The following is a 13,856-nucleotide window of genomic DNA, read 5'->3' as shown; positions in this document are numbered from 1 at the left end:
GAAACTCTTAAATAAAACAGGCTTGTTTTGCAAGGCTGTTTTTTTTATTTTTACTACTCTCTACCGCATTTACTTATATCGTAGTCAAATACTACTTCTAATATTCTCGCCCCATCAATTCCGCTTCAAGTATATCTCGCAAGTTATCAACACTTTCATCAATGTATTCTAATATCGATGTAATACTGGCATGCCCTAATAGCCTTTTCACAACATGCAGATTACGCTCTGGTGATTGCATCATAAGATAAAAATAGCGACATATTCCTCTACCAACTCCCTGAAGCGCCCCCACCACCACTCGAACCACCGCCACCACCGCTAGAAGAACTAGAAGAGCTGGATGAACTTGATGAACTTGATGAATAAGACGAACTCGAATAACCACCAGAGCCTGAATAACCACTACGTCTACGAATACGTTTTGAATATGGCAGTTGATTAAACGGTGAACCAAACGGACTAGCGACACAAATCGCTTTCCATTCTTTTCGTTGTTGCCGATAAATTGGAAATAACAGGTTGATAATACCAAATAAAACCACTAATACGATAAAATTACATAATAATGACAATATGACTATTATCACTAAAACAAAATTATCAATAATACCATCAAGAAAGACTTGTGTATAAAACATCGCCGCCGCAAAACAGAGTGTCATGGGGAAAAATAACGTTGAAAATGTAGGAAAATAGTACGAATATTGCAGATAATTTTTCAACTGTTTACGTTGCTTTATACTTAACTTACCTTTTTGGTCTGCTGGATTTTTCTTTTTTCTTCCTCTAGGCGCTAATAATTGATTAATTTTGTTTTTTATTTTTCGCGTCGAGAATATCAACTGAAACCAATAAACACCGCCTAATATTACCAAATAAATTAGGATAAAATGTGTGTGGAATATTTTAAGTGTATTAGTATTTATCTGTGAGTTAGTGAAACTTATTGGTTCATGATTAACGGCTTGAATAGCATTTTTAACCCCTTGTTCGATGCCTGCATAATAATTATTTGAACGAAAAAATGGCAACATTTCATTGCGAATAATTCGTCCTGCCAGTACATCAGTTAATGCTCCCTCATAGCCATACCCGACTTCAAAACGAACATTACGATCATTAATTGCCACCACGAGCAATAATCCATTATCTTTCCCTTTTCTGCCTATCTTCCATTGATTAAAAACACGAAAAGCAAAGGATTCGATGGTTTCTTTCCCTGTCGTTGGAACGATATAGACAACAAATTGTGATCCATCATTACGACTATTTTCGAAGTTAACCAATAAAGTATTTAACGCTTTGAATTGTTGTGCAGTCAATAAATTTGCACTATCAATCACTCTATCTGTTTTTAGTTGAGGAATATCATTCGCTGATGCACTCACTATCACGCTAAAGCTAAATAAGAACAATGAGAATAAGAATAAAACCTTACGTATCATGAGGCAAAGTCCACCACTGGTGTTACTTTTATTTCCTGTTCACTTTCAACAGTGAAATTGACTTTTTTATCATATCCCATAACGATAGCTATGAAGTTATAAGGAAACTGTCTAATCTGAGTATTATAATGACGAACTGCCTCGATATATCGCCCTCTAGCAACAGAGATACGATTTTCGGCTCCCTCTAATTGCACCATCAGATCTTGATATAATGTGTTAGCTTTCAAGTCAGGATATCTTTCTGAAATAGCTAAAAGACGTGATAAAGATTTGCCCAAATCATCCTGTGCTTTTTGATAACTCGTAGCAAGTGTAGAATTTTCAAATAAACGCGTATTGACATTAATTTGTCCAACAGACGCTCTTGCCTTTACAACATCTTGTAATACTTGGCTTTCATAATTTGAGTACCCTTTAACTGTATTGACTAGATTAGGGATCAAATCTAAACGACGTTGATATTGATTTAATAATTCTGATGCCGCCGCAGTAACTAACTCGTCATTCTTCTGGATTTTATTATAAGAATTAATCAATACAACAAAAATAATGATAAGAAGCAAAACCAAACCAACGACTAACTTACGCATAAAATATCCTTTTATTGGTGAGCTTTTAGTTCTATGACAGCAATAAATTTATCATTTTTATCAACTAAAAAAAATCATTTAATATTATTACCCATTTTTTATTGTGGTTACTATTTTTAGTCGATCTTTTCTTCAGTATTTTTCAACAATACCCCTATCTTCTTAATGAAATAGAATATTCACTCAATATATTTATTTTTTGCACAACAAAATAATTATTACCTTAAGATAAGGTATTGCCATCAGAGTAAAATCACTTTTATCTTTTTTAAAGAATGATCTGATTTTCTAATACAGAAGAATTAATACTATCTTATTGCTATCTCAGTCATTTATCTTAACTACCAATGAACATAAAAATAAATTAAGATAGACAAAATGTGTTCTCAACCACATGTTTTTGCAACCATTTAACATAGTATTATTAGTATTAACCTAAAAGAGACACGCTCATCTCGTTAATTTAAGAGAACGCTTTATGAACCTTTTTTTCCAAAATAGCTTAGCCTTTCCTAGCATTATCTTTAGTGCCTTACTTATTATTATCCTCTTTTATTGGCTATGTGCTGCTTTTGGACTATTAGATATCGATTTATTTAATATCGATAGCGAATTAGATGTCGATGCGACGGGCCTTGCGGGTTGGCTAACTAAATTAGGGCTTGCCGGCATTCCGGTAACCATTATATTAACCTTCTTCACTTTGTTCGGCTGGTTTATTAGTTACTTTTGCGTACATTGGTTTATTCGTTTTATTGAAACAGATTTATTGCGTTATGTTATCGGCTCTATTGCTTTTATTATCATCAGCTTTGTTTCTCTTAATTTAACAGCGCTATGCTTAAAACCAATCCGCAATAAGCTCATTTCTCGTAGCAAACCTAAATCAGTTCACCAACTAGTAGGAAAATTTGCTGTAGTACGCTCCGAATATGTCACAGAAAATAAAGGTGAAGCCCTATTAGAAGATGGTGGTGCCGGTTTAATTTTACAGATCAGAGCGCCAGCAACAGAAAATATTAAACGAGGGGATAGCGTAATTATTATTAGTTATGACGCGCCTACTCATAGTTATCAAGTCGTAACGGAAGATGAATTTCACCGCTAATGATAAATTCGGTGAAAGGAAAATAAGTTAACAGACACATTAAGATTAAAAATGACGACATCGTCTGAACCTATGGAGAAAAATGTATGGATTTGGCTTTCGTTATGCCTTTCTTAACAATTATTGGCTGTGTGATCTTAGTTATTTTAGGGCTCTTTGGTTTATTCAAAGCGTTTTATATTAAGGTTCCACAAGGTACAGCATTAATTGTTAACGACATGACATCACAACCTAAAGTTCATTTTACTGGGGCTTTAGTTTATCCGGTTATCTACAAAAAAGAGTTTATGCGTATTTCGCTTTTAACCTTAGAAGTCGATCGCCGTGGTAAAGATGGATTAATTTGCCAAGATAATTTACGTGCAGATATTACTGTCGCCTTCTACCTGCGTGTTAATGAAACGACGGAAGATGTATTAAAAGTCGCTAAAGCGATTGGTGTAGATAGAGCATCAGATCATCAAGCCGTGAGTACATTATTTAGTGCTAAATTCTCTGAAGCCTTAAAAACCGTCGGCAAACAATTTGAGTTATCGAAATTATTTGAAGATAGACAAAATTTCCGTGATCGTATTGTTGATGTGATTGGTAAAGATCTCAATGGTTATGCGTTAGAAGATGTGGCCATCGACTATTTAGAGCAAACACCTAAATCAGCCCTTGATCCAAATAATATTTTTGATTCAGAAGGTATTCGCAAAATTACCGAAATTACTGCAATACATAATATCGAAACGAATCAAAAAGAGCGTGACCAAGAGTTAGCGATTCAAAAGAAAAATGTTGAAACTCGCGAAGCAAGTCTGGCTTTAGAGCGCCAACAAGCAGATGCAGAAGCTCGCCAACAGCGTGAAATTGATAATATCCGTGCCCGTGAAAGTTCAGAAACCTTACGAGTACAAGAAGAAGAGCGTCTAAAAGCAGAGCAAGCTCGTATTCAAACTCAGCAAGAAATTGAAATACGAGAAGAAAACCGTATGCGTGAAGTCGAAGTCGCGCAACAAAACCGCACCAGAGCGGTAGCTATCGAGCAAGAGCGCGTTAATCGTGCCCGTGAATTAGAAATTGTCGCTCGTGAGCGAGAAGTTGAACTACAACGTATTGAAAAAGAAAAAGCGTTAGAAGAAGAGCGCAAAAATATTTCAAATGTGATCCGCGAGCGTGTTGCTGTTGAAAAAACGGTCGCACAAGAAGAAGAGCGTATTAAAGAAGTACGTGAAGTCTCAGAAGCTGAGCGTATGCGCCAAGTGACGGTGATTAATGCGCAAGCTGAAGCCGAAGAATCTTTAGTACGCCAAGTGAAAAAAGCCGAAGCGGATGAATCAAGTGCAAAACATAAAGCTGAAGAAATCAGCACCATGGCAAAAGCAGAATTAGAAGCCTCTGTGAAACAAGCTGAAGCGAAAAAACGCTTAGCTGAAGGGATCGAAGCTGAACACGCAGCATTAGGCCTTGCCGAAGCACGTGTTCGTCAAGCAACTGCCGAAGCAGAAGAAAAAGAAGGTTTAGTACAAGCCAATATCACAGCGGAACAGCTGTTGGCACAAGCGCGTGGCTTGAAAGAAAAAGGCTTAAGCGAAGCGCAAGTCATGGAAGCAAAAGCACAAGCGCAACAACAACAAGGTTTTGCTGAAGCGAAAATTCTTGAAGAGAAATTAGCAGCTCAAGCTCGCGGTGAAGAGCAACAAGCGAATGCCAAAGAAAAACTGGGTCTTGCTGATGCGAAAATTCTTGAAGAAAAACTGGCTGCTCAAGCGCGTGGTGAAGGTCAATTAGGTTCAGCACAAGCAGAAGTGATCCGCCAACGTCTGAAAGCAGAAGCTGACGGTTTAACAGATAAATTCAAGTCAATGGATCACCTCAGTGATACTGCTCGTGCTCATGAAGAGTTCCGTATGCGCCTTGAAAAACAATTTGAACAAGCCATGGCTTCTATTGAAGCAAATAAAGAGATTGCCCGTGAGCAAGCAGATGTATTAGCAGCTGCACTGAGCAAAACGAATATTGAAATTGTCGGTGGTGATGGCAACTTCTTTAATACCTTCTCTAAAGCACTGAGCTTAGGTAAAGCGGTTGATGGTTTTATGGATAAAAGTAGCTTTGCCAAAGAGAACGTTGAGAAATTGATTAATCGTACTCAACAAGATAAAAATTTAGATGTTGCTTCACTGCTAAAAAATCCAGAAGTTCAAGAATTAATTAATGGATTTATGGCGACTAAAGGTGCGGGCCAACTGATCAAAGAAGTCACAGCAAAATCAGACACCCCAAAAGAAGATTAATATCGCTCTAAAAGGAGAGGAAAAGACATAGAGAAATTCTCTATGTCTTTTCGATTGTTTCTATCGTTTAAGCCAAGGAAATCCGTTATACCATGTCTGATATTCATGATACGAATCGCGAACAGGAAATACTTGATAGCGCTGTTGCACAAGGTGGCGCATATGAAATATTGCGTAAACGCCTTACCGAGCAAGGTCAGCAGTTACATGTAAAAGCCACTGAACTCAATCAGCATCGATTAGCTGAATTTGGTCAAAGCCAAATGGACATCATTGGCCGTATTCGTATTCGAACAGAGAATAATTGCCAAGCAAGAGATATTGTTCGCGTTGGTGAATGGTTACTATTTGGTTATAACGTTTTCCTCGGTTTAAAACGAGAAACGCATCTTGAAGATGTTTTTTCACTTTATCGCTTAATTGATAATGATGGCGAGTTTGATGTTGAAGCGGTTGCTTATGAAGGCACTTTTTTAAATGATAATCGCTTTATCCAAGATTTTACCGAGTTATACACTTACTATAAAAATACGCAACTACTACAGCTAGTTGAGCGTGATGGTAAATTACTCGCTAGTTTTCAAATTGGCGATCGTATTACCGATGTACGCGTCTTCCGTTGGTCGATATCCAGTGACAAACAACGTATTGAATATATTGATAATCGTGGCGAACGCGATATAGCACTCCCCCCTGCTTACGATTTTGATTGGATAAAAACACAACGTGAAGATACGGTAAATGGACGTTTTCCTCATATCAACATTTTAGATACAGTCTTTGTAGAAACCACCGGTGGCGATCTGACTGTCAAATGTGAAAACAATACCGAAGATGGTTTAGGAATTTATCGTGAAGCGGTCTTAGATAAAAACCAGTCCCTTGATGATGCACAAATTGAATATGCACAAACTGGCAGTTTAATTTTATTAAAAGTGCTTCCTTACCGCGAAGAGAATTGGCGTTATTTAGTCTATAATACACTAACACAAAGTGTTCAGCGTATTGATGCCATTGGGCAAGCTTGTGTGCAACTTCCGGAAGATCACGGTATCATTTTCCCTGGTGGCTACTATCTACAAAATGGCGATTACAAAACCTTTGATCAACCAATGGAAGGTATGTATTTTCGTCGTTTACGTCGTTCACCTAACGGTGAAGATGTGCTGTATGTCTTCTATTCACCGACACAAGGTCGTCTCGCGCTATTTAATTACAATATGATTGAGCGTAAATTGGCGACACCATTGGTCGGTCATGGCTATGCCATGCTAGAAGATGGCAAAATGGTGCTATTTGAAGGGGAAGGCGAAGAAGCTACCCGTGTTCACCCGATGCAAGTTTGGCAAACGCCCTTCTATTCTGAAGAATTTGCCGATAAACAACCGCCACGAAACGGCTTTTATGGGCGTATTGGTAATGCCGATTTAGTTCGCGGGATCTCAGAAATTTTACATGTCGCCAAAGAAATTGAAGGTAGCCAAGTTTCCATCGCTCGTTATGAGCAACTTAGCCAACAACCAAAAAGCTTATTAGATCTCTATTACTGGTTTAATGATGAACACTGTCTAGGTATTGGCCCCTTACTAAAAGAAATCGCTCAAACAAGTGAATTAGTGCTTGATGAATATGAAAAAGTCGAAAGTATTCGTCAACAATCAGCGAAATCAATGCAAGAAGCGATCAACCGTCAGAAATCTCTGTTATCACTGACACTGCCTGATAGTTGGACCGATATTCAACAATTTGTTGATAGTTTAAATTCGCTCAATACACACCATGGACACCTTATTTCTTTGCGTGAATTCCGTTATATGGATTTAACGCAATTAAATAAAATGGAAACGGAAATAACCGAGGCACAGCAACGTGTTTCGCAAGCCACAGCCCAATTTCTTGCCAGCGACAAAGCGCTACAGCCTTTTAAAACACAGCTTACTACTTTTGAACAACAGATAGAAAAAGCACAAAACAGTGCTCAGCTTGATGTACCAATGAATGAGATGGCGCAGATGTCAGAAGATTTAGACATGCTGTCAAATCTGATGGCATCACTCACCTTTGAGGATGTGACGCAACAAACACAGATTATTGATGCCATCTCCCAAATTTATGCACAACTCAATCAATCACGAGCTCGCTTACAGCAAAAAAGAAAATCACAAAGTAGCGTAGAAACCATCGCTCAATTTGGTGCGCAATTCCGCCTATTTAGTCAGGGGATCACCAATGCTTTATCACTGGCAACAGATCCGGAACGTTGTGAAGAGCAGCTTTCACGATTGCTAGTACAGCTAGAAGAATTAGAAAGCCAATTTAGTCAGCATGATGAATTTCTTGATGATATCTTGTCAAAACGAGAAGAGTTATTAGAGACTTTTGAGGCGCATAAACAATCGTTACTTGATGATCGTCAACGTCGTTCACAAAGCTTATTAACTGCTGCTAATCGTCTCTTAGAAAATCTGCAACGTAGAACAACTCGGTTGCAATCACAAGATGAATTAAATGCTTTTTTTGCCTCTGATCCTTTAGCATTAAAAACACGTGAAATCATTGAAAAACTAAGAGAAATCAATGACAACGTTAAAGCAGATGATATTGATGCCCGTCTTAAATCGTCTCGTGATCAAGCCATCCGTATCTTACGTGATAAAACGGATATCTTTGAAGAGGGTGGCAATGTTATTAAATTGGGCCCTCGTCACCGTTTTAGTGTTAATACACAAGAGCTAGATCTTACTATTTTACCGAAAGAAGATAAGCTTTGGTTATATCTAACCGGTACCGATTTCCAAGAGCCAATCGACCATCCAGAGCTTGAAACACTGCGCCCTTACTGGAATGCGACATTAAGTTCAGAATCTGAAACGGTGTATCGTGCGGAATATCTCGCCTATTCAATTATCTATGCTGCATCAAAACGTCAAGATGGATTAACCCTAGAAATCTTAAAAGAAGCACTGAGTGTACCTGAAAAATTAGAAAAGTTAGTACGTGATTTCGCAACACCTCGCTATAAAGAAGGCTATGAAAAAGGGATCCACGATCATGATGCTATCGCCATTCTAAAGAAACTTCTACCTGTAGGTGAAAGTGCTGATCTGCTTCGTTATAACCCAACAGCACGGGCAATTGCTGCTATTTTCTGGGAAAAAGTACAAACTAATGAATACCCAGCATTATGGCCAGAGCGCGCACGAACGGCAGTGAATATTCAACAACTGTTTCATAATGATGATGCATTAATTGATTTACAGGCAGAAATAGAAGCGGATATCCGCCTATTCCTTACTGATAATCCGATTAAATGTGGATCTTATGTTCCGATCCAAGCCGCTGAATATTTAAGTTTTGCACTAGCAAGAACACCAATAGAATTGGTTTACAGTAAATATGCCAAAGAGCTCGTTGTTGCCTTACAAAACCGATTAGAAGCCGCTCATATGTGGATTGATTTTAATCGTTCACAACAAAATTTAGCCTCACGTTATGCACAACGTTGGGCATTGATCCAAAATTGGCTACAAGGATTGTGCTCTCAAGCTGATTATGCTCATCTAACCCCTTATATTCCGGGGGCAATTGCCATTATTATGTTAGATAAAATCGCCTCTGCACGTTATAGCGAGGTTGATTTATACTTTAAGGTAAACGGATTATTAGGTGAGCATCCTACTATTGAAAATCAAACACTTTCATTGAGTTTAGATGATTATTTCAGTCGTATGCGCGGACAGCGTAAAACCTTTATTCCCGCCTTTAATCATTATCTGACTTTACGACAAAAAATTGTTCTTGAAGAGCGCCAGCGTTTAAAACTGGGTGAGTTTAAAGCAAAACCTCTCAGTTCATTTGTGCGTAATAAACTGATTAACGATGTCTATTTGCCAATTATTGGTGACAATATGGCAAAACAGATTGGTGCATTAGGTGAAGGGAAACGCACTGACTTGATGGGATTATTATTAATGATCTCCCCACCAGGTTACGGTAAAACGACCTTAATGGAATATGTAGCCGATCGTTTGGGAATGATCTTTATGAAAATAAATGGTCCTGCTTTAGGTCATAATGTTTTGTCATTAGATCCCGAACAAGCGCCAAACGCAACAGCAAAACAAGAGCTAGAAAAACTCAATCTTGCCCTTGAGATGGGCAATAATGTGATGTTGTATGTTGATGATATTCAGCATACACACCCTGAATTCCTACAAAAATTTATCTCGCTATGTGATGGCACACGCCGTATTGAAGGGGTTTGGAAAGGGAAAACCCGAACCTATGATATGCGCGGTAAAAAATTCTGTGTGGTGATGGCGGGTAACCCTTATACCGAGTCTGGTGAACTATTTAAGATCCCTGATATGTTAGCTAACCGTGCTGATATCTATAATCTTGGTGAGGTATTAGGAGGAATGGATGACGCCTTTGCACTCAGTTATATTGAAAATAGCTTAACCTCTAACTCAGTTCTTGCTCCCCTTGCTTTACGTGATCTAAACGATCTCTATCTTTTTGTTGATAAAGCCATGGGTAAATCAGTTTCAACCAATTCCCTCAGTTATCCTTATTCGGATGCGGAAATTAATGAAATTGTGATGGTATTAAAACATCTAATTACTTTGCGTGATGTGATTTTAAAAGTAAATCAACAATATATAGCAAGTGCCGCACAATCCGATAAATATCGTACTGAGCCTGCATTCCGCTTACAAGGCAGTTATCGCAATATGAACAAATTAAGCGAAAAAGTCTCTGCGGTTATGAATGAGAAAGAAATTGAACGCTTACTCGACGATCACTATCTTGGCGAAGCCCAATTACTCACAACGGGTGCTGAAGAGAACTTATTAAAACTGGCGGAAATACGTGGCACATTAACCGAACAAGATGCTATTCGTTGGCAGCAAATCAAAAAAGATTTTATGCGCAACAAAGCATTAGGTGGCGATAATGCTGATATTGGCGATCGCGTAGTGTCACAGTTGGCGAATTTAGTAGAAAGTGTGCAGAGCTTACGCTAAAAGAGATAAATTAACCTTATTTAGTTCACTTATTTTAGTGGGCTAAATAGGGTATAGATAATGGTTTATAAATTGAGCAACCCACTCCAAAAATCATTGATTAATTGGAATACTACAACCCATGTACAATCATTACTAACAATCTTTCTCATGTTTCCATGTTCACGATATACATCTGTTCAAGATTAGTGAACAAGGGAATATCGTGAACAGAATATGGTTAAATATTTTTACAATTAATATTGTATGGTCTTAAAAATAAAAATGTATACATAATATAAACATTATTAATGTTAATTTTATTTGCTACATAATAAATGCCTTTATTATTAACAATAAATAAAAATTTAATTTAACAATCCATTGCATTAAATACATAAAATACATATCTACTCATATATTGAAATAAAAGAAACAACTTAAATATCAATATGGATTTACTATTTATAAATTTATGAGATCTCTATCTAAAGATAAATAGTTAGCTTAGAACAAGGTATTTAAAAATGATATAATTAAAAATCGCTATAAACCAACCATATAGATTATAATAATTTCCATTTAATAAATTGGAAATAAATAAAAATATATTAGCTTTATTTTATTAACACTCTTGGCAATATAAATATTTTATTTAAAATAAGATTATTATAAAAATTATTCTATTCTTATCTGGTTTAACCTCGTTTTTATACCAGATAAGTAGCAACACAACAAAAATATATCAATAAAGTGGGCGTACTATGAAAAGCATGTTTACGACTCGAGAGCTCCCTGACGTAGATCGGTTTTCCGTATTCAGGGATACCATAAAAGACCGCTTTTTATCGTCTTATGAATGCAATGAAGTCGAATTACCGCCTCATTCTCGATTTTATGCCAACATTGTCGAGCAGAAGGTGGCTGATATTCGCTTTATTCAGCTAGAATCTAACGGTCATTGGGCAAGTAGCCGTCCTTTAAGAAACAAATTGAGTCTAGAAGAGCATTTTCAAATAGAACTCCAACGCTCAGGTACAAGTCATCTGACTCAAGATGGCAGAACGGCCTTTCTACGACAAGGCGATTTCTGTATTTTTGATATGGCAAGACCCGTTTCTTGGTCGTTCGATAACGACTATTCGTTATTTAAGCTTTTGATCCCAAGAGAAAAATTGGCACCACGTTTAGGTAATACACAGAACCTAACAGCAAGAGCAATACGAGGTAATAGTATTACAGGCTCCCTCGTTTATAGCTTTGTGATGCGTTATATCCCTTTCTTAGATTCTATGCCCACTCAACATGCTCAGCAACTAGCTGATATTTTATTGAATTTAATTACGTCAGCTTTCAGTGAATACAGTATTGCAACTCCACCTCAAAGCTTAGGAAGATCAACACTGTTTTATTTTGCTCAACACTATCTTGAGCAACATCTGTCTGATCCAGATCTCAGCGTGAATGAATGTGCAAATGCTTGTGGGATCTCCGTGCGCTATTTACAGATGTTATTTAAAGAACAAAATACATCTGTACTTCGTTGGATCTACCAAAAACGTCTTGAGAATTATAAAACGGCTTTAGTAAATCCTCTTTTAGCAGAGAAAAATATTACACAATTAGCTTATGAATGTGGATTTAGCGATATTTCTAATTTAAGTCGAAAATTTAAATCTGAATTTTTTATGACCCCATCAGAGTATCGGAAAATACATTCATTAAGATAAATAAACTTATTATCTCCCCCTCTAGTTAAATTTTTGGAGGTTATTCTAGAAGGGGGATAAAAGTTATCATATCAGCCGTAACGAAACTCAATCCCTAATGTGCCACACGGATATTCCCATTTTTTTAAAATCGTTTCGCCACATAAAATACGGCAAGTACCACACTCTAAACATCCGGCATAATCAAAAAGATATTGCCCTTTTTCATCTTTCTTATATAAACCAGCAGGGCAGGCTTTCATTAAGATTTCAAATTGAGCCGGATCAATATCATCCTTTAAGACGATATGTGGATTTTCTTCATCCACATTAAATTTATTGACCCCTAATTTAACGTCTACGTTTACCTGACTCATAAAGAACGTACCCCCTTAAATCCATCTTTAATTAAGTTCATCACACCGACTTTCTTAACCTGAGACAGTATTTTCTTACGCACTGGTTTTTCTGGACCATTAATCACGAATAAGTCATGCATGACATTGGCCGCCATTTGCGGATAATCCGTAAAGAATCTTGTATTATCGAGGAAAGAAGGTAAATCTTTGTATAACTTCATATCTTTTATGACGAAACTATCATTTAATAAAGATTGATAGCAACTTAGTTCTTTCTGGCTATAGCTGTTTTGCTCTTTCGCCATTAATACCGCTTTTGCAGCCGCTTCACCTGAAGCAATGGCTAAATCCATTCCTCTTACGGTATAGCCAACGTTAAGGCAAAATCCAGCAGCATCTCCCGCAACTAGTACACCATCTTTGACTAACTCAGACACCATATTCATACCCCCTTCAGGTACCATATGTGCTGAATATTCTAATAATTTTCCGTCTTTGATAAGTGGAGCAACAACCGGATGTTGTTTAAAATCTTCTAATAATTGAGGAACCGTTTTTTCGAATTTGTCGACATTATGTAGTCCCAATACAAGACCTAAAGAAACTGTATTTTTATTGGTATATAAAAATCCACCACCTAAATACCCACCTGAAGGTGCGCCAGCAAAAAGCCAAGCTAAACCTTCATCATTAGTACAACCAAATCGGTCTTCCATTTGTTGTGGTGTAAACTCGAGTAGCTCTTTAACGCCCACAGCTACGGTGTGAGGATCCACCTTTTGTGTCATACCTAATTGCTTTGCTAACAGTGAATTCACACCATCTGCTAAGATCACCACATGAGCTTCAATTTCATCATCACCCGCTTTAACACCACAAACTTTTCCGTCTTTCACTAACACTTCATCAACGCGAACACCGGTGATCACTTGTGCGCCTGCGTCTTCTGCTTTCTCCATTAGCCATTGATCAAAAGAAGAACGTAATACGGTATAAGAGCGAGCGGCTTCCTCTTCTTGTTGAGTATGCTGATAATCTAAAGTGACCCCATCTGTTTCCGTTAGCATGGAAATTTTTTCACGCATTACAAGGCGCTCAACTGGCGCTTCTTGAGCAAAATTGGGAATGATTTTTTCAAGACTGTGCGCGTATAAACGTCCCCCCGTCATATTTTTACTGCCAGCGAAATTACCTCGCTCTACAACTAAAACATCACACCCTGCTTGTGCTAATACATAGGCAGCAGTACCACCAGCAAGTCCACCACCCACAATAATGGCGTCAAAAATATCGTCTGACATACTTTCCTATCCTTTTATTATGTGTGGTCGCTTAGTACATTATCACTAAG

9 protein-coding genes are annotated in these 13,856 nt (G+C 37.5%); 4 read left to right on the top strand and 5 right to left on the bottom strand.

All coding sequences use genetic code 11. From position 1 onward, the window contains the following. Window positions 1–97 precede the first annotated feature (97 nt). The 3 genes from HMPREF3129_RS06495 to HMPREF3129_RS06485 are packed head-to-tail and all read right to left on the bottom strand — an operon-like array spanning window position 98 to window position 2,041. Window positions 98–310: a hypothetical protein gene (locus HMPREF3129_RS06495; RefSeq protein ID WP_226895325.1), complete on the bottom strand. Its 213-nt coding sequence runs from the start codon at window positions 308–310 to the stop codon at window positions 98–100. Next, entirely contained in the window at window positions 270–1,448 is a 1,179-nt protein-coding gene (locus tag HMPREF3129_RS06490) for a TPM domain-containing protein (RefSeq protein ID WP_036919101.1), read from the bottom strand. The genes HMPREF3129_RS06495 and HMPREF3129_RS06490 overlap by 41 nt, the downstream gene beginning before the upstream one ends. Next, the gene (locus tag HMPREF3129_RS06485; protein WP_004245783.1) at window positions 1,445–2,041 is read right to left on the bottom strand and encodes a LemA family protein; all 597 of its coding nucleotides are present in this window, start codon (window positions 2,039–2,041) and stop codon (window positions 1,445–1,447) included. The genes HMPREF3129_RS06490 and HMPREF3129_RS06485 overlap by 4 nt, the downstream gene beginning before the upstream one ends. A 478-nt stretch (window positions 2,042–2,519) precedes the next feature. On the opposite strand from HMPREF3129_RS06485, the gene HMPREF3129_RS06480 reads away from it, so the two are divergent. The 4 genes from HMPREF3129_RS06480 (at window position 2,520) to HMPREF3129_RS06465 (ending at window position 12,167) form a co-directional block, all read left to right on the top strand. Then, complete coding sequence (locus HMPREF3129_RS06480; protein WP_036919105.1) at window positions 2,520–3,149, top strand: OB-fold-containig protein; 630 nt, start codon at window positions 2,520–2,522, stop codon at window positions 3,147–3,149. Between the two features lie 86 nt (window positions 3,150–3,235). Further along, a complete protein-coding gene (locus tag HMPREF3129_RS06475) occupies window positions 3,236–5,431 on the top strand; it encodes a hypothetical protein (RefSeq protein WP_004250158.1) in 2,196 nt (731 codons plus the stop codon). Window positions 5,432–5,523: 92 nt separating this feature from the next. After that, entirely contained in the window at window positions 5,524–10,458 is a 4,935-nt protein-coding gene (locus HMPREF3129_RS06470) for a DNA repair ATPase (RefSeq protein ID WP_070486899.1), read from the top strand. Window positions 10,459–11,201: 743 nt separating this feature from the next. Beyond that, window positions 11,202–12,167 carry a helix-turn-helix domain-containing protein gene (locus tag HMPREF3129_RS06465; RefSeq protein ID WP_004249253.1) on the top strand — a complete coding sequence of 322 codons (966 nt, stop codon included), beginning with the start codon at window positions 11,202–11,204 and terminating at the stop codon, window positions 12,165–12,167. 71 nt (window positions 12,168–12,238) lie between these two features. Here the strand turns inward: HMPREF3129_RS06465 and HMPREF3129_RS06460 are convergent, their stop codons facing one another. Both HMPREF3129_RS06460 and HMPREF3129_RS06455 read right to left on the bottom strand, forming a co-directional pair. Further along, window positions 12,239–12,523 (bottom strand): ferredoxin family protein, encoded by a 285-nt coding sequence (locus tag HMPREF3129_RS06460; protein ID WP_004249251.1) that lies wholly within the window; start codon window positions 12,521–12,523, stop codon window positions 12,239–12,241. Next, window positions 12,520–13,806: an FAD-dependent oxidoreductase gene (locus HMPREF3129_RS06455; RefSeq protein WP_004249250.1), complete on the bottom strand. Its 1,287-nt coding sequence runs from the start codon at window positions 13,804–13,806 to the stop codon at window positions 12,520–12,522. Before HMPREF3129_RS06455 ends, HMPREF3129_RS06460 begins: the two co-directional genes overlap by 4 nt. Window positions 13,807–13,856: the final 50 nt, after the last annotated feature.

It is taken from the genome of Proteus sp. HMSC14B05, from assembly GCF_001808035.1.
Taxonomy (GTDB): Bacteria; Pseudomonadota; Gammaproteobacteria; order Enterobacterales; family Enterobacteriaceae; genus Proteus; species Proteus mirabilis.
This window is presented reverse-complemented; position numbering and strand designations above follow the sequence as displayed.

Excerpts from the sequence above, each read along its gene's own strand:
- HMPREF3129_RS06485 (WP_004245783.1), bottom strand. The coding sequence starts at position 2,041 with ATGCGTAAGTTAGTCGTTGGTTTGGTTTTGCTTCTTATCATTATTTTT.
- HMPREF3129_RS06465 (WP_004249253.1), top strand. The coding sequence starts at position 11,202 with ATGAAAAGCATGTTTACGACTCGAGAGCTCCCTGACGTAGATCGGTTT.
- HMPREF3129_RS06455 (WP_004249250.1), bottom strand. The coding sequence starts at position 13,806 with ATGTCAGACGATATTTTTGACGCCATTATTGTGGGTGGTGGACTTGCT.
- HMPREF3129_RS06470 (WP_070486899.1), top strand. The coding sequence starts at position 5,524 with ATGTCTGATATTCATGATACGAATCGCGAACAGGAAATACTTGATAGC.
- HMPREF3129_RS06475 (WP_004250158.1), top strand. The coding sequence starts at position 3,236 with ATGGATTTGGCTTTCGTTATGCCTTTCTTAACAATTATTGGCTGTGTG.
- HMPREF3129_RS06490 (WP_036919101.1), bottom strand. The coding sequence starts at position 1,448 with ATGATACGTAAGGTTTTATTCTTATTCTCATTGTTCTTATTTAGCTTT.
- HMPREF3129_RS06480 (WP_036919105.1), top strand. The coding sequence starts at position 2,520 with ATGAACCTTTTTTTCCAAAATAGCTTAGCCTTTCCTAGCATTATCTTT.
- HMPREF3129_RS06460 (WP_004249251.1), bottom strand. The coding sequence starts at position 12,523 with ATGAGTCAGGTAAACGTAGACGTTAAATTAGGGGTCAATAAATTTAAT.